Genomic DNA, 19952 nt, shown 5'->3' with positions numbered 1-19952 from the left:
GCGCCGTCGTTGTAGGCCGCGACGGTGGTTTGCAGCGAGCCGGTCGGCAGACCCATCTCGGCTTCCAGCTCGGCCACGCTCTCGCAGACCCAAGTCGGCGGCCGCAGCAGAAAGGGCGTCGCCGACCGAGACGCCATGGCTTGCTCATGCGCCTCGGCGTCGAGCACCAGGAACGCGGTGTCGTCTTGCTGGTAGAGGGTGAGCTGGCCGATGCGACCCGGGTAGGTGTCTTCGGCGACGTAGCGTTGCCCGCGGCCGTTGACCAGGACGCCGCGGACTATCAACTGCGGGTCGACGAGAAACGCCACTTCGGTGGCGTCCATGTGGGCCAGGTCGGCGCCAAGCGCCTGCGCCATCCGGATCGCCACGCCGTCGTGCTCTTCGACCGAGGCCGCAGGCCGGCCGGCGATCCGCGGCGCATACCGCGCCACCATCGACTGATTGTACGCGAAACTGCCTGTGGCCAAGACTATTCCGCGCCGCGCCCGCACCGCCAGCTCGTTGCCGTACTGCCGGGCGATGACGCCGGCCACCCACCCGTCGCTCTCGACCACCAGTCGCTGCACCCGGGTATCGACGATGCTGTGCACCCCCAACGCGGTGGCGGTGTCGACCAGCGGCTTCATCAGCATGTAGCCGCCGCCCTTTTCGCCGGTCCGCTTGTCCTGCATCTGCGGCACATGTCCGCGCGGCGCGGGTGTGGCAATCTGGTTGTAGGGGAAGGCATTCTCGCCGCCGGAGTACATCAACCCGTCGTCGTCGGGTGGTTCCCAGCCCGGCTCACCCCAGAAGCTGGACTTGAACGGAACACCGCAATCCACCAACCAGTCGAAGTGCTCGATGCTGCCCGCGCAGTAATCGGCAATTCGGTCCACGTCGGCGCCCGGCCCCATCGCCGCGCAGAGAAAAGTCTGCATGTTGTCGACGGAATCCTCGAAGCCGCAAGCTTTTTGGATTGGTGTGCCGCCACCGAGATAGACGAATCCGCCCGCCAGCGCCGCTGCGCCACCCCAGCCGCCGGTGCGCTCCAGCACCACCACGTCAGCGCCGGCCCGCGCGGCCTCGATCGCCGCGGACACACCCGCGATGCCGTATCCGGCGATCACCACATCGGCTTCGACGTCCCAGTTGGCGATGTCGCCCGCGTGCGTGGGCGTGACGGTCACATCGCGGCCAACGGCTCGGCACCCGACCAGTCGTGACCCCAGTAGCTGTCGGAGGTGATTTCCTCGGCGGTGTAGTACGTTTCGTCGACCTTCAAGCCGTCGGTGCCGAACTCGATGTCCCAACCGCCGGGTGCCCGAACGTAGAACGAGATCATCTTGTCGTTGGTGTGCCGGCCCAACGTCGACGACAGTGAAAAGCCGGCTTTGGCAACACGATCCAGTGCGCGACCGACCGCGTCCAGGGAGTCGACCTCGACCATGATGTGCACCAGACCGGGCGCCCCGCCGTGCGGCGCGGGACACAACGCCATGCTGTGATGCCGCTCGTTGACTCCGAAGAACCGGATCCGCAGCGGGCCGAACTCCGGCGGTGCGGATAACCGCATGGCGCCGCGAGGGAGGAAGCCCAACGTCTCGCTGTAGAACGCGAACGCGCCGGCCGGGTCCATCGTCGGCAGCACCACGTGGCCCAGGCCCTGCGCGCCGGTGACGAAGGTGGCGCCGAACGGCGTCACGATCGGGCTGTGGTCGAGCGCGGGGCCGAAGAACACCTCGGTCGTCGTACCGGTCGGATCGGTGAAGGCGAAGACGTCCTCGACCCTGCGGTCGTCGGCCTCTTCGACCGACAGCGGCTTGACCGCGACCCCCGCGCATTCGATCGTGTCCCGAACTCGTTGCAGCGCCAGCCCATCGCGCACCTCCCACCCGACATGCACGACCTGGTCGGTGTCGCCTGCGACGACGATGATGCGGGCCGGGCGCTCGTCCATCCGCAAGTAGAGCGCCTCAGGATCGGGTCCGCTGCCTCGGGCGAAACCGAGGACGTCGAAGACGAAGCTGCGCCAGCGGTCGATGTCGCTGGTTTGAATCTTGATGTAGCCCAGGCTTTTGATGTCCGACATCAGATCATCGCCCGCAGCGGATCGGCGGGCTCGATGCCCATCGAACTCAGCGCGGCGGCGTGGTAGACGGTGCTGGGCACGTGGATCGCGTGGTTCAGCCCGACGTGTGCGTCACGCCAAAACCGTTGCAACGGCTTATCCATCCGCGCCGCGTTTCCGCCGGAGCGGGCGAAGATCTGATCCACCGCCATCACCGCACGCCAGGCGGCCCGGATCTGGGTACGCCGGCCCACCGCCCGCTCCTCGAACGAGACTTCCCGCCCGGACTCCACGATGTCCCACATCTTGTCGACGTTGGCCAGCAGCTCTTGACGGGCGGCGTTGATATCGGCGGCCGCCTCACTGATCGCGAACAACACATAGGGGTCATCTTTGATCGCGGTGCCCTGGGCTCCAACCCGGCCGCGCTGATAATCGAGGTGCGCGGCCAGCGCCCCTTCGGAGATACCGATCACCGCGGAGCTGATGCCGAGCGGGAACATGTTCGACCACGGCATCTTGTACAGCGATTCGGTGACGCCGGCTTCCTTCTGCGCGGTCCCGTCGATCACCTGGTCACCGTTCATCACTCGGTAGGACGGTACGAAGGCGTCCTTGACGATGATGTCCTTGGAGCCAGTTCCCTTCAGCCCCACCACGTTCCAGGAGTCCTCGACGATCTGGTAGTCGCTGCGAGGCAGGATCATGTGCAGCATGGTCGGCGGGCCCGCGATGCTGCCGTCGGGATTGCCCAGCAACGCACCGAGGAAAATCCAGTCGCAGTGATCGGTCCCGGAGCTGAACTGCCAGTGACCGTTGAACATGTAGCCGCCGTCGACCGGGACGGCGATGCCTGTCGGCGCGTAGGGCGATGCCATCCAGGTGTTGTCGTCGGCGCCCCACACTTCCTCGCGTACTTTCGGGTCGGCGAACGCCAGCTGCCACGGGTGCACGCCCACCACGCCGCAGATCCATCCCGCCGCGCCGTCGAGGGCGGCGACGGCCATCACGGTCTCAGCGAATTCCCTTGGGTGAGCTTCGTATCCGCCGTACTGCTTGGGCTGCAGCAGCTTGATCGGGCCGGCCGCCTTGAGCAGCTTGGCGGTATCGTCGGGCATCCGGCCGAGCCGTTCGGCCTCAGCGCCCTGTTCCCGCAGCTGCTCGGCGACGTCGCCGATGTTGTCGATAACCCGTCGGGCCATGATGTCATCCTGTCTTGCCGCACCCGCAACGATATTCCGATGCTTCGATGGTGGACCGGCTTTGGCCAGACGGCGCGACGCCATCCCGGTCAGTGGACAGGTTTGACAGCGTTAGACCACTCCGCGCAGGCCATCGGCACCGAACACTGGCTCGAGCATGGCGCTGAAGTCCGGGCCGCGTCGCAACATGAGCCCACCGTCGACGTTGATGATCTGCCCTGTGACGTAGCTGGCGGCATCGCTGAGCAGAAACATCGCGAGGTTGGCGACATCCTCGACCTCGCCGGGCCGCGGCAGTGGGGTGCAGCGCCGGTAATCCTCGCTCAACTCCGGCGATTCCAGGACGGGTGCGACCAGCTCCGTGCGGATCAAGCCCGGGCGGATGCTGTTGACCCGCACCCACGACGCTCCGAGTTCGTCGGCGGCCAACTGCATCATGTGGTCGAGCGCCGACTTGCTCACCCCATAAGCGCCGAACCAGCGATGGGTGTTGCTGGCCGCGATCGACGAGATGCCGACGAACGAACCGCCGCCGCCGCGCACCATCTCCCGCGCTGAGTGCTTGAGCACGTACATGGTTCCGTTGACGTTGAGGTCGACAGCCCGACGCCACAGCTGCGAGTCGACCTGAGTAATCGGCCCGATGGTCTCCGACCCGCCCGCGCAATGCACCACGCCGTGCAGCCTGCCGTGCCAGGCCGTCACCGCATCCACAGCGCGGGTGGCCTCCTCCTCGTTGGTGATGTCAGCGGGCTCGTAACGAATCGAGCCGCTACCGGGCGCTGTTGATTCGATCTCTTTGACGGCCCCGGCGAGTCGGTCGGGGTTGCGTCCGACGATCATGACCGAGGCCCCGGCAGCCACCAGCCCGGCGGCCACCCCTTTGCCGATCCCACTGCCACCGCCGGTGACCAGGTAAGTCCGGTCTTCGAACGAAAGCTCCACGTCAGCTCCTCACGCCGAAACTGGAACAGGTTCTAGTCATAGAACCACACGCGCGGCAGCGCGCTCAGGAGGAGGGGAGGCACCATCTGCCCACCTCGGAGCGAATTAGCCCGCACGGACGAAGAAATCGCTCGGAGGCGGGCACAACGCCTAGTTCCGCCCGAGCGAGGCCCGAGGGGCTCATGTGACGACTACGGAATGTCCTTGCGGGCGATCTTCGTCGGCTTGGGGCTGCGCCAGTCCTCGACGTCGGGCGGCAGTCCGACCGGGTACCGGTTCTCGTTGTGCGCGGCCCAATGCGCGTGACCCAGCTCATGGATGTGAAACGCGTGGCGCAGCGCCTCGGTGAAGCCCATCGCATCCGACGCGGCGTTCACGGAATCCTTGATCAGCAGCGCCGCCATGGTGGGCCGCTCGGCTATGCGCCGGGCGAACTCCAGTGTCTTGTCTGCCAGCTCGTCGGCCGGAAAGACCTTGGACACCATGCCGAGCCGATAGGCCTCGTCGGCATCCAATGAATCGCCGGTCAGCAGAAGTTCTTTGGCTTTACGCGGGCCGAATTCCCAAGGGTGAGCGTAGTATTCGACACCAGGCATGCCCATCCGGACGGCGACCACATCGCTGAACTTCGCATTGTCGGCCGCCACGATCAAGTCGCAAGCCCAGATCAGCATCAAGCCCGCGGAGATCGCGTTGCCCTGTACCTGGGCGATCGTGATCTTGCGCAGATCCCGCCATCGGCAGGTGTTCTGGAAGAAGTAATGCCACTCCTGCAGGTAGGTCTTCTCCGCGACGGCATCACGGGCGGAGCCGTTGATCCGAAAGCTGGGCAGCTGATCTGGCCCTGGGGCGCGCTCCGCGAGAGCCAACTCCGAACCCAGGTCGTGTCCGGCGGAGAAGTTCTTGCCGCGCGCCGCCAAGATCACCACCCGGACTGCGTCGTCGGCCTCGGCGCGAAGGAACGCCTCGTCGAGTTGGACGAGCAAACCGCGGCTCTGAGCATTATGTGCCTCCGGCCGGTTGAGCCAGATGCGCGCGATGCGGCCCTCGTCGAGCGTCTCGTAGGCCACCAGCTCTTCAGACTTCGCTTCCACCGGGACTGCCATTGACCCACCTCATTCGCGTCAGTTAGCGGCTTACACATTACGGCCCGCCCGTAACGCTCCGATCGGCGGGTGACAGCGCGCTGTGCGGCTGATTACGCACTTCGCATACAGTTGACGTCATGCCCGCCAAATCTGACACCCCTGAAATCGACGACGTGGCCCCATTGGCTGACGACACCGCCAGCCAGGCCAGGCGCGTAGTAGCGGCCTACGCAACCGACGCGGATGAATGCCGCGTCTTCCTGGCGATGCTCGGTATCGGGCCTGCGAAAATCGAGGTGTAAGTGCCCGGCGCGGGAGGCAAGAAGTCGAAGGACCTTGTCTCCGGCGTGTCCGACTTCGTGGTGGTCGCCAACCGGCTGCCGATCGACATGGAGCGATTGCCAGACGGCAGCACTAGTTGGAAGCGCAGCCCGGGCGGGTTGGTCACGGCCCTAGAGCCGCTGTTGCGCCGCCGTCGCGGCGCCTGGATCGGGTGGCCTGGAGTCGTCGACGAAGACGTGGACGTCGAAGACGAACCCATCGACGATGAGGACCTGCGGCTGCACCCGGTGCGGCTGTCGTCCGACGACGTCGAAGAGTATTACGAGGGGTTCTCTAACGCCACCCTGTGGCCGCTGTATCACGATGTCATCGTCAAACCGAGCTACCACCGCGAGTGGTGGGACCGGTACGTCGACGTCAACCGCCGGTTCGCCGAAGCCGCGTCACGCGCGGCGGCCGGCGGGGCCACCGTCTGGGTGCAGGACTATCAGCTGCAGCTGGTGCCTGCGATGCTGCGCGAACTCCGGCCCGATCTGACGATCGGGTTCTTTTTGCACATCCCGTTCCCGCCCGTCGAGCTGTTCATGCAGCTGCCCTGGCGGGCCGAAATCATCAAAGGTCTACTGGGCGCGGACTTGGTCGGATTCCATCTGCCCGGCGGTGCCCAGAACTTCCTGATCCTGTCGCGACGCCTGATCGGCGCCAACACGTCCCGGGGCTCGGTCGGGGTGCGGTCGCGCTTCGGCGAGGTGGAGGTCGACGGCCGGACCGTGCAGGTGGGCGCCTTCCCGATCTCGATCGACTCGACCGAACTCGACCAGAAGGCCCGTGGCCGCAGTATCCGCCGGCGGGCCAAAGAGATCCGGGCCGAGATCGGCAATCCGCGCAAGGTCCTGCTCGGCGTCGACCGGCTCGACTACACCAAGGGCATCGATGTGCGGCTCAAGGCATTCGCCGAGTTGCTCGCCGAGGGTCGCGTCAAAGCCGATGAAGCCGTGCTGGTCCAGCTCGCCACGCCCAGCCGTGAACGGGTCGGCAGCTATCAGAAGCTGCGCGAGGACATCGAGCGCCAAGTGGGTCACATCAACGGCGAATACGCCGAAGTCGGCCACCCTGCAGTGCATTACCTGCATCGACCGGTTCCCCGCGACGAGCTCATCGCGTACTTCGTGGCCAGTGATGTCATGCTGGTCACCCCGTTGCGGGACGGGATGAATCTGGTGGCCAAGGAGTACGTGGCATGCCGCAGCGACCTCGGCGGCGCACTGGTGCTCAGCGAATTCACCGGAGCTGCAGCCGAACTGCGGCAGGCTTACCTGGTCAACCCGCACGACACCGAGGGCGTCAAAGACGCGATCGAGGCTGCGCTGAACCAAACTGACGACGAGGGGCGGCGCCGGATGCGCGCATTGCGGCGTCAGGTATTGGCGCACGACGTCGACCGGTGGGCCCGATCCTTCCTCGATGCGCTGGCTGCTGGTCATCCGTCAAACAGCTGAATCCTTGGTATGACCGGTGCCGCGCTGCGATAATCGATGCACTTAGCCGGAAGGGGCCATGAAGGTGATCACCTCCCGCGGCCTGACCGCCGCCGCCGTCATGGCACTTGTCGCCGTGGGAACATCGACCCCCGCCAAAGCGCTCGGCCCGCCACCAGATGGCATGTACAGCTTCACCGAAGCAGGCGTGCCCACGACGACGTGGAAGATCGCGGCTCTGTGCGATGCACCATCCCGCCAGCGCGCCATCCCGGATTTCACCGACCCCGTCGTCGCTGCCGACCTCTGCGCACTGAACGTCAGCAGCACGACGGCCCGGGTGATCAGCCGCTCGGAGAAGCTGGCGAACTTCGTTGGCCGAGCACGACTTACCAGCGATCTGTGGACCTTCCAGGTGCCGAAGGAAAATGGTGTCGCATGCCCGGACGGCACCACCGCGGCGTCGACGGATACGTACGCGTTTGATGACGTATCGCTTACCGGCACGCACACCAGCATTCACGGCGATATCTGTGGCCTTCAGCCCGCGATGACGAAGACACCCTTCACGCTTGCCTTCCAGGGACCGCTGGCCAGCCCGGTCGACCGTTACCCGTTGGACTGCAACGAGATCGGTCAGTGCCGCTGACGCGATTGGACGGCTAGATCGGCGTGATGTAGTTGATCAGCCATTTGCCGCCGATCCGCTGGTAATCGACCCGCAACCGGCTGCCGTCATAGAGCGGCTGCCGGGTATTGTCGGTCACCGTGCGGTTCATGTACACCATGACTGATGCCGAATTGCGTTGCGCCGCCATCACTCCCGCGCCGACCACACTCGCCTGCACGACGACCTCACGTTTGCGTGCCTCGGGGATGATCTTCTCGTTGGCGCTCTTCTCGAACTCCTGGCGATAGGCCGGCGTCAGCAACAGGTACGCGGCGCCAAGACTGCGCTCTACCGTCTGGTAGTCGTAGGCGAACACTTCGGGAATCTCTTGGGTGGCCAACGGCAAAAGCGCCGCGCGGGCCGACTGCTCACCGCGGGTTTCCACCCTTTGCCAATAGAACCAGCCGCCGGCCGCGGCCAGTCCGACGAAGGTGCTGGTCAGCAGGCTCACGACGGCGGCGATCAACCATCGCATCAATTGCCTCCGTCCGGATACTTCAGGTCGTAACCGGTCATCCGTCCGTTCTCGTCTTCGTGCACGATGACCCGCATCCGGTAGGGCATGGAGGGCTTGTTGACCCCATCCAGGTCTGTCACCGTGACGCGTATCGATACCAGCACCGACGCGTTGTCGCTAACGCTGTCAATGCTTTCCAGCGCGGCGCCGTTGACCACCGCCTCGGAGTTCGCATCGGTGTGGCGGAACAGCGCTTTGATGTTCTCGACGTTGTTGTTGGAACTGAGCATGCCGTGCAGGGGCCCGCTCGTCCCCTCGACGAAGCGGGCCACGCTCTGGTCGATGTTGTCTTGTTTGTAGCTGAACATATTCACCACCGTCTGGGTGGCGGTGTCGACGAAGCGCTGGACGCGGGCGTGGTCCGCATCGGCCTGACGCTGCTGATAGATCTCGAAACCCAGGCCGCCGGCCAGCGTCGCGATCCCGACCAGACTGGCGGCCAGCGCAATCCATCCGACCCGTCGGCGGTGCGCAGGCCGGCGCGGCGGCGGACCGACCGGCGTGTTGATCCGCTTGACCGGCTTGGGTGTCGTCTCGACCCGTACCGTGGTGGCGGCCGGTTCACCGCCGTGCGGACCGGCGGCCCGCGAAGCCCGCCGGCGCGGGGGTCGCGTCGCCGAATCCGCTTCGGTCACAACTGCCTCGGGTCACGCATCAGGTCCAACCAGTTCTCCGCGGTCGATACTTTGCCGGGCGCGAAGATACCAGTGCCGCCTGCGGGGTCCTGAAAGACACCGGTGCTTTCGTCGTAGGTGGTGTACGCCGTGCCGTTGGCCTGCGGGACCGGGCCGGGCGGCGGACCCCACGGCTTTTCCGGCGGCGGGTACGGCGCTCCGGGCAATCCCTCCGGCGGCGGCGGCGCGGGAACGGCCTTGGGGAACGGTATAGCCGGGTTCTGCGGCGGGTAGGGCGACGGCGGTATCCATGTCTGCCGGCCGTCGGTGCCGCCGGTGTTGGGTGGCGGCTGTATAGGAAACGGCTGATGGGGCGCCGGGCCAGGCCCTTCGACCACCCCGGGCGGAAGCGGCCCGGCGATCGGTGTCCCCGGGTCCGGGTCGTTGCCGGGCGGAATGAAGGGGTACTTGTTGGGCGGCAAGATGTTCAACCCATTAGTGACCGGGGTTCCATACGGGATTGGCGGTCCGCGCCACGGATTCGTACCGATCGGCACATAACCCTTGGGATCACGGCAGAGCGCAACGGTCGGGGCCCGCTTGCCGGGGAATTCCTGACACGGATAGTTGCGCGCACCGCGGACCGCCGATGGGTCGTTCTGGGCAGTCTTGCAGTACATGTCAGTCGGGAGCTCCCGCAACGTCTCGTCTGCCGGGGTCCGGATCAGCGGAGGTGGAATGAATCCGGTGGTGCACGGCGGCGGGTCGACGTTGACCTTGAAGTCGAGCTTGGCGCCCTCGTCCTGGGGTTCGCCGTTGGCCGCGGTGATGATCGCGGCGAACAATGCCGGCAGCACGACCAGAAGCTGCTCGATCGACTTGTGATAGATGACGCCGACCCTGCCCAAGTTGGCCAGGTTGGCCGCCAGCATCGGGAACGACGGGCGGATACCGGAGAACGCCGTGTTGGCCTGGTCCACGGCCGGCGGCACGACCGTCAGCAGCGTACGCAACTGCGGATCAGCTTGGTGCACTTCAGAAGTGAACCGCGCCAGCCCATCGGACAGCGATCTGATGTCATTGCCGGAGCGAATTTGGGCCTGCAAAAACGGGCCGACCTGATCGATCAGCTGCGACGTCTGCGGGAAGTCCGCATTGGCCTGGTCGACCAACAGCCGGGACGATTCGAGCAGCCTGGCCAACTCGGGGCCGGATCCGTTGAACGCGTGGAAGGTTTCGTGCAGCAACTCGCGCAATCGGGTGTCGGCGACACTGTTGACCAACGTTTCCGACTGGTGCAGCAGAGTCGCGATGTCCACGCCGATCACGGTGTTGTTCCGGTCGATGCGAGATCCGTTGTGCAGCTTGGTCGTGGCCGCATGCTCGGGAGGCACCAGGTCGATGTACTGCTCACCGATGGCCGACACGCTCTTCACCGATGCGGTGACGTTCGACGGGACAGTCGTACCGCTGTTCAGTCGCATTACCGCGTCGACGCCGTCAGAGGTGAGACCCACCGAGTCGACGCGCCCCACAGCGACCCCGCGATAGGTGACGTTGGCGTTTTTGTACAGCCCGCCGCCGGCGACGAAGTTGGCCGTCACCCGGTAGGTGCCGATGCCCATCGCGGCGGGCAACCGCAAGTAGAACACCGCCATGATGACGACGGTGATCACCGTGACCACCGCGAAGATGGCCAGTTGGACGCGAGTCAGTCGATCCAGCATCAGTTGTTCCCTGCTGGCGTGCCGGGCGGGATCTTGAACGGATCTGCGGCCTGCCCGGAAAGGTTGGCCATTTCACCGAGTAGGAAGTCCGGCGGATTGAGGATGTCCTTCATGTGCAGCATGTTCGGGTCCAGCGGCCACGACGTGGTGAAGAAGGTCTCGCCCAGCCGTCGGACCGTGAGGTCGAAGGTGGTGAACACGTTGAGATAGTCGCCGCGCACCGCCTGCTTGATACCGAAGTTCGGGAACGGGAACGTCAGCAGCAACTGGTTCGACGTCACGAAATTCTTGCGGTTGTCGGCCAGCGCCTTGGTGTTGGCGTAAATGTCTTTGAGGTCCGCGGCGAAATCCACCTTTGTCTGCGAAAGCACCTGCGCCGCAACCGTTGCCACCCTTTTGAGAGCGCCGAACGCCTCGACGATTTTGTCACGGTTCTTGTTGAGGACTCGCAGCGCTTCGGGAAGCGTTTCCAGGGTCCGCCCGAGGCTGTCCTTGTTGTTGGCCAGAATCGCCGAGAACCGGTCCAATCCATCGATGGCCGCGACGACGTCGTTGACCTGGTTGTTCAGCCCGGCCGTGAGTTCGGCCAGCCGCGGCACCAAGTTGGTGAACTGGCCTTCCCTACCGGAGACCGCCTGATAGGTCTCGTCGGTAATCTCTTGCAGCGCACCCAGGTTGCCCTTGTTGACCACGACACCGAGCGCGGAGAACACTTCCTCCGTGGTCGGGAAGCGACTTGTTCGGGTTTCCTGAATGGCCGAACCGTCGACCAGCCTGCCCACCGGCGGCTGATTCGGTGGCGCCGCCAACTCCACGTGCTGGGAACCAAGCAGCGAGGTTTGCGCCACCCGGGCAATGGAATTGGCCGGTAGCACCACGTTGCGGTCCAGTGTCAGCTTGACCGCGGCATAGAAACTTCCGTCGCGGCGTTGTATTGCGTCGATGCCGGAAACGCTGCCTACCGTGACGTCGTCGATCATCACGGGAGAGTTCTGCGGCAGAGTCGCCACGTCGGCCAGATCGACGGTGATCGAGTACGAGCCCGGGCCGTGGCCGGCGGTACCGGGCAGGGCGACCGAGTTCAATCCGCCGAACTGGCAGCCGGCCAGCAGCGCGCTGCCGGCCGCCAATGCGCCGCCGCGCAACCAGATCCGCCTCATCGCCCAGCCCCTTGCTCGGCCGGCAAGGGCAACGGGGGCGCCGCGGCAGCGGGCGCAGGACCCGGCCGTGGGCCGAACGGATTCGGTGCCGGGGCGGGCGCGGCGGGTACCGGGCCGTTGGTCGATGCCTGCGGAACCATCAGCGCTTGCAGGTCAGCCGGATTGGGCGGATGCGTACCGGGCGCCGGTATCCAGTGCAGGTCCGGAATGGGTGTCTGCGACTTGGCCTGGGTTTCCGGGGTGTCGTATTGGATCTGGCCCTTGTACGCGGTGATCATATTGAGCGGGTGGAACATGATCGGCGGGTAGTTGAACGTCAGCCGGCGCAGTGGCGGCCCCAACCGCTCGCGGCAGATCTCGGCGCGCTTGTAGTACTCCGGTCCGGACAGACCTGCAGCGGTGTCGAACGAACCGCCGCAGATGAACTGCACCGGGTTGGCGAACTCGGGAATCGAGATCAGTCCGTTCAGCGTGCCCTGCGCGGGGTCGTAGATGTTGTAGAAGTTGGCGATACCGGGGCCGGCGACGTGCAACACCTGCTCGATGTCTTCGCTTTGGTCGCTCAACACCTGGGTCAGGTCGGTCAGCTTGTTGACTGTTCCGATCAGTGTCGAGTTGTTCTGCTGCAGAAAGCCTTTGACGTCGATCAGTGCCTGGTTCAAGGTTCCAAGGGTGTTGTCGAGGTGCGTCGAGCTCTTGGCGAGCACCTGCGATACCGAGGCCACATGCCCGGAGAACGCGACGATCTGCTCGTTGCTCGCCGAAAGCGCGTCGACCAACACCTGCAGGTTCTTGACCGTGCCGAAGATGTCGGTTCGCGAATCGCCTAGCCGGCCAGCGACTCGCGAGAGCTCGCGCAATGAGGTACGGAACGAGTCGCCGTTGCCGTTGAACGTATCCGCGGCCTGGTTGATCGCCTTGCCCAGCGGCCCCTGCAACTGTCCGGCCGCGGGGCTTAGCTGCTTGGCCAAATCCGTCAACGACTGCTTGACCTCGTCCCATTCGACCGGCACAGCGGTGTGGGCCAACGCGATGGTCGCTCCGTTGGGCAACGCAGGACCGCTGGTGTACGCGGGGGCGAGCTGGATGAAGCGCGCCGCAACCAGATTGGGCGACATGATGATTGCGCGAGCGTCTGCGGGAACCTTGACATCGCGATCCAGAGACATGGTGATCTTCACGTCTTCGGCCCGCGGTTCGATCGACTCGATGGTGCCTACCGGCACGCCCACGATCCGAATCTGGTCACCGGGGTACAGCCCAACCGCCGAGGTGAAGTAGCCGACGATCTTGTTGCCACCGCCGCCCGGCCAGGCCACGTAAGCGCCCACCGCCACAAAGACGGCAAGCAAGACTGCGAGCGCCAACCGCAATCCGCGGCGACGTTCCCGTAAAGCGGAGGAAAGTGTCATGGCGACTGCGGCCTCAACTTCCAACGCTCTTGGACGAGACCGCGCAGGTAGTCCGCGAAGCTGGCCGGCAGCTTGCCGGGCTGGAACACGGTGTCGAACATCATCCCGACGATGGGTGCGGGAATCACGCCATAGACGTTCACGTTGAATCCGGGCCCGGAGGCGACCACCTCACCGAGCGTGGTTGCGTAGGGCGGCAACCGTTTCAGCGCCTCACTGATGTAGTCACGACGTTCGTTGAGGTCGTCCAGCACGGTGTTGAGCTTGCTCAGTGCCGGGCCGAACTCCTTGCGGTTATCGGCGACGAAGCCGGAGAGCTGGGCAGACACGTCGTCGATGCCAGAGATCAGCTCCGCCAACGCAGCTCGGCGCGCATCGAGCGCGGCGAACAACTGATTCCCGTCGACGATCAGCTTGTTCACCTGCCCGGCACGCTCGGCGAGCACGCTGGTTACTGATTTGGCATGCGCCAGAAGCTTTTCCAGCGCTTCGTCGCGGGTGTTGACAGTGCGGGACAACGAGGTGATGCCGTCCAGTGCCCCGCGGAGCTGCGGCGTGGCGTCATGCAAGGCGTCGGTAAGGACCTTCAGCGATTTCTCGAACTGAGCCTTGTCCAAGTCGCCGGCGTTGTGGCCCAAGTCTTCCAGCGCGGAGCCAAGAGCATACGGCGTCGTCGTCCGGCTCAGCGGGATGGTTGTGGCGATACCGGATCCCGCCGGGGTCACTGCGACCGCGCGCTGACCGAGGATGGTCTCGGTGCGGATTGCCGCCAACGACTGATTACCGACGTTCACGTGACGATCCACGGTGAAGGCAACCTTGGCGGTCTCGCCGGCGAGCGTGACCGCTTGCACCCGGCCAACTTTGATCCCAGAGACGTAGACGTCGTTGCCGGGGTTGATCCCGCCTGCGTCGGCGAAATAGGCGGTGAAAGGCCGGCCCTGCGGGTAGAACGGCAACGAGGTGTAGCCGAACGCGACCAGGATGACGCAGACCACCAGGACCACTCCGAAGATCCCGGTGCGGAGTGGGTCGCGGTCGCGGCGCTGGGTGCTACTTGTTGACAAAAGCGCACCTGCCTTTGCTCGGGTCCACCTGGCCACCCATCGGGATGAGGATGTCGCTTCCGGCCGGGCCGTTGATCTTCAGCGACACTGAGCAGAAGTAGATGTTGAAGTACGCACCGTAGGCCCCGAGCGCCGACAGCCGGAGGTAGTCCTCACCGAGTTGCTCGATGTCGTTGTTCACCTCGGGCAGCCGATCGACGACCTCGCCGGCGAGCGGGCGGAGGTTCTCCAGGGTGCCTTGCAGCGGTCGACGCGAATGCTTCAGTAAGTCGGTCAGATCCGACGTGGTGGTGGCCAACGGTGGTATCGCGCCCGCTATCGCATCACGGCCCTCGGCCAGTCCGGTGATCAGTTTCTGCAACTGGTCCACGGTGTCGGAGAACTGCGCCCCCTTGGCATCGACGGTGGCCAGCACGGCGCTGAGATTGGTGATCACGTCACCGATAGCGCGGTCGTGCGCGCCGAGCGTCGACCCGAACGAGTTTGTGTTGGCCAGCAAGTTGGACAGTGCGCCGCCCTGGCCCTGCAGCAGGTCGATCACGTAGCTGCTGACGGTGTTGACCTTGTCGGCATCCAAGCCCTTGAGCACCGGTCGCAGGCCACCGAGCAGCGCGTCGAGGTCCAGCGCCGGCTGGGTGTGGCTCTGGTCGATGGTCCCTCCCGGCGGGAGCTTGCGCAAGTCCCCAGGGCCCGAAGTGATTTCCAGGAACCGGTCCCCCACCAAGTTGTCGTACCGGATCAGCGCGCGCGTCGAGGAGTACAGCGTGTAGCGCTTGTCCACACTGAAAGCCACGTCCACGGTGTTGTTCGGGTTGAGTTTGACCTCCTCCACCGCACCGACCGGCACGCCGGCAATGCGGACTTTCTGGTTTCCCTTCAGCCGGGTCGCGTCAATGAAGTTGGCGTGGTAGGTGTTAGACGGCCCGAAGCGGAACTCCCCGAACGTCACCACCAGACCGAATGCCACCAACAACATGGTGATCGTGAAGATGCCAACCTTCACCATGATCGAGCGCTGCGATTCGTGGCTGTTCATCAGAAGTCGTCCCGCTCTGCGAACGCGCCGTGGAACAACCACTGCAGTGTTGACGGGGCATCGAACTGCAACTCGGTGAACGGTTCGTAGGGGATATTCGCGTTGTCGGTTACCAGGAATGGAGCGCGGTACCAGGAGCCGCCGGTCTGCTTAGTGGGCAGGTCGGGTAGTCCACGGCAGTTCGGACCACCGGAGGCGTTGACCCTCGGCAGGCTCTCCGGATAGGTGTACGTCGGCGCACCCAGGACGAAGCTCGACGAGGTGAACAGGCCCGCTTTGCGCACACCGAGGATCGGTGCGAATTCTTGGATGCCGCGGTTGATGGCTCCGAAGAGGCAGCCGAATTCCGGTGAATAGTCGGCGGTGACTTTCAGCGGGGCGCGCAGCCGTTTGATCGCGTCGATCAAATTCTGCTCTGCTGGCGCCAGCGTGTCATAGGCGTTGTTGGACAAGCCAATTGCTGATAACAGGGCAGTATTCAGATTGCTCTGCTCATCCACCACCGTTCTGGCGATCGTCGGTGTGTTGTTGAAAACGGTGACAAGGTCGGGTGCCGCATCAGCATAGATGTTGGCGACGGCGGCCGTCTTCCGAAAGTCTTGCTGGAGAGCGGGCAGCTTCGGATTGAGTTGCTGTGTCAAGGTATTCAGGCCCGACAGCACGCCGCCCAGGTCTTTGCCGTGTCCCCGTAGACCTTCGGCCAACGCGCTCAGCGTCCCGTTCAACTCGACAGGATCGATCTTTTGCAGCAGGCCGATCAGCGACTGGAACAGGGTGTTGACCTCGAGCGACACATTCGACACCGCGAGATGTGCACCCGGGCGCAACGCGGCGGGCGACGGCGACTTCGGTGGAATGAACTCCACTGACTTCGCTCCGAAGATTGTGCTGCTGGCGATGTGGACGGCGGCGTTGGAGGGGATGTAGTGCAACTCGCCGCCATCGATGGCCAGCCTCAGCTGAGCCTCTTCGCCCGCGTAGCTGATGTCGTCGACCTTGCCGATCTGGATGCCGCGATACTTCACCTTGTTGCCGCGGTCCATCTCCAGCCCGGCCCGCGGCGTGGTCAAAGTGACGGTGTCGGTTGGGGAAAACGCGGCGGTGTAGGAGAGGTAGGTAAGCACCACAAACGCCACCAACAGAGAGGCCAGCAGCGCCGCTGCCAGCCTGACGTGAGTGCGTTGCGCACCGGTGCTTGCCACTGTCCCCCTTACCCGGAGAGGTTGAAGTTACCGGACGCGCCGTAGACCGCCAGCGAGATGAACAACGTGATGACGACGACCACGATCAGTGACGTGCGCACCGCCTGGCCGACCGCCAGGCCGACACCCACCGGACCGCCAGAAGCGTTGTAGCCGTAGTACGTATGGATCAACATCACCGCGATCGACATCACGATGGCTTGCAGGAACGACCAATACAGGTCGCTGGGATTAAGGAACGTGTTGAAGTAGTGGTCATACAAACCGGCCGACTGGCCGTTGATGAACACCGTCGTGGACCGCGCGGCGAAAAACGAGGCCAGCACGGCAAGCGAGTAGAGCGGGACGATCGCGATCAAACCCGCGATCAGCCGGGTCGACACCAGGTAGGACACCGAGTGCACGGCCATCGCCTCGATGGCATCGATCTCCTCGGCGACCCGCATCGCGCCCAGTTGGGCCGTCGTACCCGCGCCAATGGTGGCGGCCAGCGCGATCCCGGCAACCACCGGGGCGACGATGCGCACGTTGAGGAACGCGGACAGGAACCCGGTCAACGCCTCAATACCGATGTTGCCCAATGACTCATAGCCCTGCACCGCGATCACGCCACCTGACGCCAACGTCAAAAACGCTGCAACGCCGACCGTCCCGCCGATGAGCACCAATGCGCCTGTGCCCATGGTCATTTCGGCGATTAGCCGGATCGTCTCTTTGCGATAGCGGGTGAGCGCGTTCGGGATGTAGCGCATCGACTCGCCGTAGAACAGCGCCTGCTCGCCGAAGGTGTCGACCGGCCCGGCGAAGCGGTGGAAGAATCGGCGAATCCGGATCGTGGCGTCGTAGCTCATCCGCGCGTCACCGGGCCAGCACTCGGACACCGATCGCAGTCATGATGACGTTGATCACGAACAGGCAGATGAACGCGTAGACCACCGTCTCGTTGACGGCGACACCGACGCCTTTCGGCCCACCCTTGACCGTCAGCCCCCGGTAGCAGCCGACCAGTCCGGCGACCACGCCGAACAGTAAAGCCTTGACCTCGGACAGGATCAGCTCGCCGAGGTGGGTCAGCACGGTCAACCCGTTGACGAACGCGCCCGGGTTGACGCCCTGCAACAACACCGAGAAGACGTAGCCACCGGCGATGCCGATCGCCGAGACCAGCCCATTGAGAAGCAGCGCGACGAAGGTCGACGCCAGCACCCTGGGCACCACCAGGCGTTGAATTGGATCGATGCCCAGCACACGCATCGCATCGATTTCCTCGCGAATGGTGCGCGCACCCAGGTCGGCGCAGATTGCGGTCGCGCCGGCGCCGGCCACCACCAGCACGGTGACGACGGGGCCCAACTGGGTGATCGTTCCGAATGCGGTTCCCGCACCGGACAGGTCGGCCGCGCCGATCTCACGAAGGAGAATGTTGAGCGTGAACGCCACCAAAACGGTGAACGGAATCGCCACCAACAGCGTCGGGATCAGCGAAACCCGGGCGATCATCCAGGTCTGATCGAGGAACTCACGGAACTGAAAGGGCCGCTGGAATGTCTTGCGGAAGGTGTCCAGGGCCATCTCGACGAAACCGCCCACGGCCCGTGCCGGGACCGCGAGCTGTTCGATCAACCTGGTTCCCTTCTCGCGCGGGTGTCTCCACGTCTCGCCAGCGAAGCCCTTGTTTCCCCGGTTGCGCCGCTTGAGCTTGTTTCTGAGCCGGCAGCGGTCCGCGTGAGCCGGCCAATCGTAACTAGAACAAGTTCGGCGTGTCAAAGAACAGCAGAATTAGACAAAAGTTAGTAATTTCAGCAGGTCAGAGACTTTGTGACGTATTTCATTCTGCAACGTGTTCTAGTCCACTTAGCGTGCCGTCCAGGCCGGGCCAATCACTCCATCAATCCGGTCGCCGCAAAGTTGCGTTCCGGGTCGCGCCCAGCAAAGTAATCCTGCATCTCGTCGCTGAGCCTGGCCGGATCCCACGCTTGGGCGTCGGTGGCGAATCGGTGCTCGACGCTGGGCGCCGACACCAGCGTCACCTTTGGCCCGTAGACGATGAAGACCTGGCCGTTGACGTCTTTGGCCGCGGGCGATGCCAAGAAGCGGACCAGCGTGACCACGTGCTCGGGCGAGAGTGGGTCGACCTGGCCGTCGGCGACCTCGGGCGCATCGCCAAACACATCGGCGGTCATCGCGGTTCGCGCCCGCGGCGCGATCGCGTTAGCGCACACTCCGTAGCGACCCAGGCCACGCGCGGCAGTCAAGGTGAGCGAGATGATGCCCGCCTTCGCCGCTCCGTAGTTCGCCTGCCCGACCGGGCCCACCAGCCCGGCCTCCGACGAGGTGTTGACGATGCGGCCGTAGACCGATCCGCCGGCCTCTTTCGCCTTGGCCCGCCAATAGGTGGCGGCATTTCGGGTCAGCAGGAAGTGGCCACGCAGGTGTACGGCGATCACCGCGTCCCAATCCTCGTCGGACATGTTGAACAGCATCCGGTCACGCGTGATCCCGGCGTTGTTGATCACGATGCTCAGGCCACCCAGGCCGTCGGCGGTGCTGACCAACTCGTCGGCTGTTTCGCGGCGGCTGATGTCGCCGGCCACCGCGACGGCCTTGGAGCCGGCGGCCGTGATCGCGTCCATCACATCCGAGGCATCCAGTGCGGCGGCAATGTCGTTGACGACGACCGTGGCACCCGCGTGGGCCAGGCCAATCGCCTCGGCGCGGCCCAGGCCCGCGGCCGCGCCCGTCACCACCGCGACCTTTCCGGATAGATCGGCCGAATTCGTGCTGCTGCTCAATTTATGAATACCTCTAGTCTTCGCGTACCAAGGCTGCTCGCGGACATTCGTGGATTGCCTGCTCGGCTGCCGCCTCCTGATCGGCCGGAACCGGGTCGGTCTTCACCACTGCGTAGTCCTCGTCATCGAGGTCGAAGATATCCGGCGCGATTCCCAAGCACACTGCGTTGCCTTCACACCGGTCGTGGTCGACTATCACCCGCACGACGCCCTCCTAGAACGTGGCTTTCAATTTGGTATGCCCACCATACGACCCGTCCCGGTTGCGTCCCGGCGAACGGTCGCTGGACCCTCAGACTAGAACGTGTTACAACCAGGGAAGCGAATGGGTAGCCGTTGATGCAGGCTGCCGCACAACTCACCCACGACTGGAGGGCGGCCGGAATGCGCATCAGTTACACCCCGGAGCAGGAGGAGTTGCGTCGCGAACTGCGGTCGTACTTCGCCAAGCTGATCACCCCGGAGCGCCGTGAGGCGCTGAGCTCGACATCGGGAGAGGTCGGCGAGGGCAACGTCTACCGCGAGACGGTCGCGCAAATGGGCAGGGACGGGTGGCTCACCCTGAACTGGCCCAAGGAGTACGGCGGTCAGGACCGCTCCCCGATGGACTCGCTGATCTTCACCGACGAGGCCGCGATCGCCGGCGCACCGGTGCCGTTCCTGACCATCAACAGCGTCGCGCCGACGATCATGGCGTTCGGCACCGAGGAGCA

General features: G+C 64.6%; 21 protein-coding genes. 4 read left to right on the top strand and 17 right to left on the bottom strand.

Going from position 1 to position 19952, the window contains the following annotated elements:
- The 5 genes from VGH54_RS29965 to VGH54_RS29945 form a co-directional block, all read right to left on the bottom strand.
- Window positions 1-1166, bottom strand: a 1166-nt coding sequence (locus tag VGH54_RS29965) for an FAD-dependent oxidoreductase (protein ID WP_331515814.1), incomplete at its 3' end; no start/stop codon positions are given.
- Window positions 1163-2068, bottom strand: a complete 906-nt coding sequence (bphC, locus tag VGH54_RS29960) for a biphenyl-2,3-diol 1,2-dioxygenase (RefSeq protein WP_331515813.1) — start codon at window positions 2066-2068, stop codon at window positions 1163-1165. The genes bphC and VGH54_RS29965, both read right to left, overlap by 4 nt.
- Window positions 2068-3249, bottom strand: coding sequence for a hydroxylase (locus tag VGH54_RS29955; protein ID WP_331515812.1), 1182 nt, complete (start codon window positions 3247-3249; stop codon window positions 2068-2070). The genes bphC and VGH54_RS29955 overlap by 1 nt, the downstream gene beginning before the upstream one ends.
- 111 nt (window positions 3250-3360) lie before the next feature.
- On the bottom strand, window positions 3361-4194 hold the full coding sequence (locus tag VGH54_RS29950) for an SDR family oxidoreductase (protein ID WP_331515811.1): 834 nt from the start codon (window positions 4192-4194) through the stop codon (window positions 3361-3363).
- Between the two features lie 191 nt (window positions 4195-4385).
- Window positions 4386-5300, bottom strand: coding sequence for an enoyl-CoA hydratase (locus tag VGH54_RS29945; RefSeq protein WP_331515810.1), 915 nt, complete (start codon window positions 5298-5300; stop codon window positions 4386-4388).
- Window positions 5301-5419: 119 nt separating this feature from the next.
- Here VGH54_RS29945 and VGH54_RS29940 point away from each other — a divergent pair, with 119 nt between their 5' ends.
- Genes VGH54_RS29940 through VGH54_RS29930 form a run of 3 tightly spaced genes read left to right on the top strand, consistent with a single transcriptional unit; the run spans window position 5420 to window position 7691 of the window.
- The gene (locus VGH54_RS29940; protein ID WP_331515809.1) at window positions 5420-5584 is read left to right on the top strand and encodes a hypothetical protein; all 165 of its coding nucleotides are present in this window, start codon (window positions 5420-5422) and stop codon (window positions 5582-5584) included.
- Window positions 5585-7063 (top strand): trehalose-6-phosphate synthase, encoded by a 1479-nt coding sequence (locus VGH54_RS29935; RefSeq protein WP_331515808.1) that lies wholly within the window; start codon window positions 5585-5587, stop codon window positions 7061-7063. It abuts the gene before it with no gap.
- Window positions 7064-7121: 58 nt separating this feature from the next.
- On the top strand, window positions 7122-7691 hold the full coding sequence (locus VGH54_RS29930) for a hypothetical protein (protein WP_331515807.1): 570 nt from the start codon (window positions 7122-7124) through the stop codon (window positions 7689-7691).
- A gap of 13 nt (window positions 7692-7704) precedes the next feature.
- On the opposite strand, the gene VGH54_RS29925 is transcribed toward VGH54_RS29930, so the two are convergent.
- The 12 genes from VGH54_RS29925 to VGH54_RS29870 form a co-directional block, all read right to left on the bottom strand.
- Window positions 7705-8187: a mammalian cell entry protein gene (locus VGH54_RS29925; protein ID WP_331515806.1), complete on the bottom strand. Its 483-nt coding sequence runs from the start codon at window positions 8185-8187 to the stop codon at window positions 7705-7707.
- Window positions 8187-8864 (bottom strand): mammalian cell entry protein, encoded by a 678-nt coding sequence (locus tag VGH54_RS29920; protein WP_331515805.1) that lies wholly within the window; start codon window positions 8862-8864, stop codon window positions 8187-8189. The genes VGH54_RS29925 and VGH54_RS29920 overlap by 1 nt, the downstream gene beginning before the upstream one ends.
- Entirely contained in the window at window positions 8861-10570 is a 1710-nt protein-coding gene (locus VGH54_RS29915; protein ID WP_331515804.1) for an MCE family protein, read from the bottom strand. Before VGH54_RS29915 ends, VGH54_RS29920 begins: the two co-directional genes overlap by 4 nt.
- Window positions 10570-11730: an MCE family protein gene (locus VGH54_RS29910; RefSeq protein ID WP_331515803.1), complete on the bottom strand. Its 1161-nt coding sequence runs from the start codon at window positions 11728-11730 to the stop codon at window positions 10570-10572. Before VGH54_RS29910 ends, VGH54_RS29915 begins: the two co-directional genes overlap by 1 nt.
- Complete coding sequence (locus VGH54_RS29905) at window positions 11727-13142, bottom strand: virulence factor Mce family protein (RefSeq protein ID WP_414688842.1); 1416 nt, start codon at window positions 13140-13142, stop codon at window positions 11727-11729. The genes VGH54_RS29910 and VGH54_RS29905 overlap by 4 nt, the downstream gene beginning before the upstream one ends.
- Complete coding sequence (locus VGH54_RS29900) at window positions 13139-14209, bottom strand: MCE family protein (RefSeq protein ID WP_331515801.1); 1071 nt, start codon at window positions 14207-14209, stop codon at window positions 13139-13141. Before VGH54_RS29900 ends, VGH54_RS29905 begins: the two co-directional genes overlap by 4 nt.
- Window positions 14196-15245, bottom strand: coding sequence for an MCE family protein (locus tag VGH54_RS29895; RefSeq protein ID WP_331515800.1), 1050 nt, complete (start codon window positions 15243-15245; stop codon window positions 14196-14198). Before VGH54_RS29895 ends, VGH54_RS29900 begins: the two co-directional genes overlap by 14 nt.
- Window positions 15245-16447, bottom strand: coding sequence for an MCE family protein (locus VGH54_RS29890; RefSeq protein ID WP_331515799.1), 1203 nt, complete (start codon window positions 16445-16447; stop codon window positions 15245-15247). The genes VGH54_RS29895 and VGH54_RS29890 overlap by 1 nt, the downstream gene beginning before the upstream one ends.
- Window positions 16448-16455: 8 nt before the next feature.
- The gene (locus VGH54_RS29885) at window positions 16456-17298 is read right to left on the bottom strand and encodes an ABC transporter permease (protein WP_331515798.1); all 843 of its coding nucleotides are present in this window, start codon (window positions 17296-17298) and stop codon (window positions 16456-16458) included.
- A 7-nt stretch (window positions 17299-17305) separates the two neighbouring features.
- Window positions 17306-18070 (bottom strand): ABC transporter permease, encoded by a 765-nt coding sequence (locus tag VGH54_RS29880; protein ID WP_331515797.1) that lies wholly within the window; start codon window positions 18068-18070, stop codon window positions 17306-17308.
- Between the two features lie 257 nt (window positions 18071-18327).
- Window positions 18328-19239: a 3-oxoacyl-ACP reductase gene (locus VGH54_RS29875; protein WP_331515796.1), complete on the bottom strand. Its 912-nt coding sequence runs from the start codon at window positions 19237-19239 to the stop codon at window positions 18328-18330.
- A gap of 13 nt (window positions 19240-19252) precedes the next feature.
- Window positions 19253-19444 (bottom strand): ferredoxin, encoded by a 192-nt coding sequence (locus tag VGH54_RS29870; RefSeq protein ID WP_325693690.1) that lies wholly within the window; start codon window positions 19442-19444, stop codon window positions 19253-19255.
- Window positions 19445-19623: 179 nt separating this feature from the next.
- Here VGH54_RS29870 and VGH54_RS29865 point away from each other — a divergent pair.
- The coding region (locus tag VGH54_RS29865; protein ID WP_331515815.1) for an acyl-CoA dehydrogenase family protein at window positions 19624-19952 on the top strand (329 nt) is incomplete at its 3' end.

It is taken from the genome of Mycobacterium sp., assembly GCF_036488105.1.
Taxonomy (GTDB): Bacteria; Actinomycetota; Actinomycetes; order Mycobacteriales; family Mycobacteriaceae; genus Mycobacterium.
Note: the sequence above shows the minus strand (reverse complement) of the source record. Positions and strands in the feature narration are given on the sequence as shown.

Excerpts from the sequence above, each read along its gene's own strand:
- bphC (WP_331515813.1), bottom strand. The coding sequence starts at position 2,068 with ATGTCGGACATCAAAAGCCTGGGCTACATCAAGATTCAAACCAGCGAC.
- VGH54_RS29955 (WP_331515812.1), bottom strand. The coding sequence starts at position 3,249 with ATGGCCCGACGGGTTATCGACAACATCGGCGACGTCGCCGAGCAGCTG.
- VGH54_RS29945 (WP_331515810.1), bottom strand. The coding sequence starts at position 5,300 with ATGGCAGTCCCGGTGGAAGCGAAGTCTGAAGAGCTGGTGGCCTACGAG.
- VGH54_RS29940 (WP_331515809.1), top strand. The coding sequence starts at position 5,420 with ATGCCCGCCAAATCTGACACCCCTGAAATCGACGACGTGGCCCCATTG.
- VGH54_RS29930 (WP_331515807.1), top strand. The coding sequence starts at position 7,122 with ATGAAGGTGATCACCTCCCGCGGCCTGACCGCCGCCGCCGTCATGGCA.
- VGH54_RS29925 (WP_331515806.1), bottom strand. The coding sequence starts at position 8,187 with ATGCGATGGTTGATCGCCGCCGTCGTGAGCCTGCTGACCAGCACCTTC.
- VGH54_RS29915 (WP_331515804.1), bottom strand. The coding sequence starts at position 10,570 with ATGCTGGATCGACTGACTCGCGTCCAACTGGCCATCTTCGCGGTGGTC.
- VGH54_RS29910 (WP_331515803.1), bottom strand. The coding sequence starts at position 11,730 with ATGAGGCGGATCTGGTTGCGCGGCGGCGCATTGGCGGCCGGCAGCGCG.
- VGH54_RS29905 (WP_414688842.1), bottom strand. The coding sequence starts at position 13,142 with ATGACACTTTCCTCCGCTTTACGGGAACGTCGCCGCGGATTGCGGTTG.
- VGH54_RS29895 (WP_331515800.1), bottom strand. The coding sequence starts at position 15,245 with ATGAACAGCCACGAATCGCAGCGCTCGATCATGGTGAAGGTTGGCATC.
- VGH54_RS29885 (WP_331515798.1), bottom strand. The coding sequence starts at position 17,298 with ATGAGCTACGACGCCACGATCCGGATTCGCCGATTCTTCCACCGCTTC.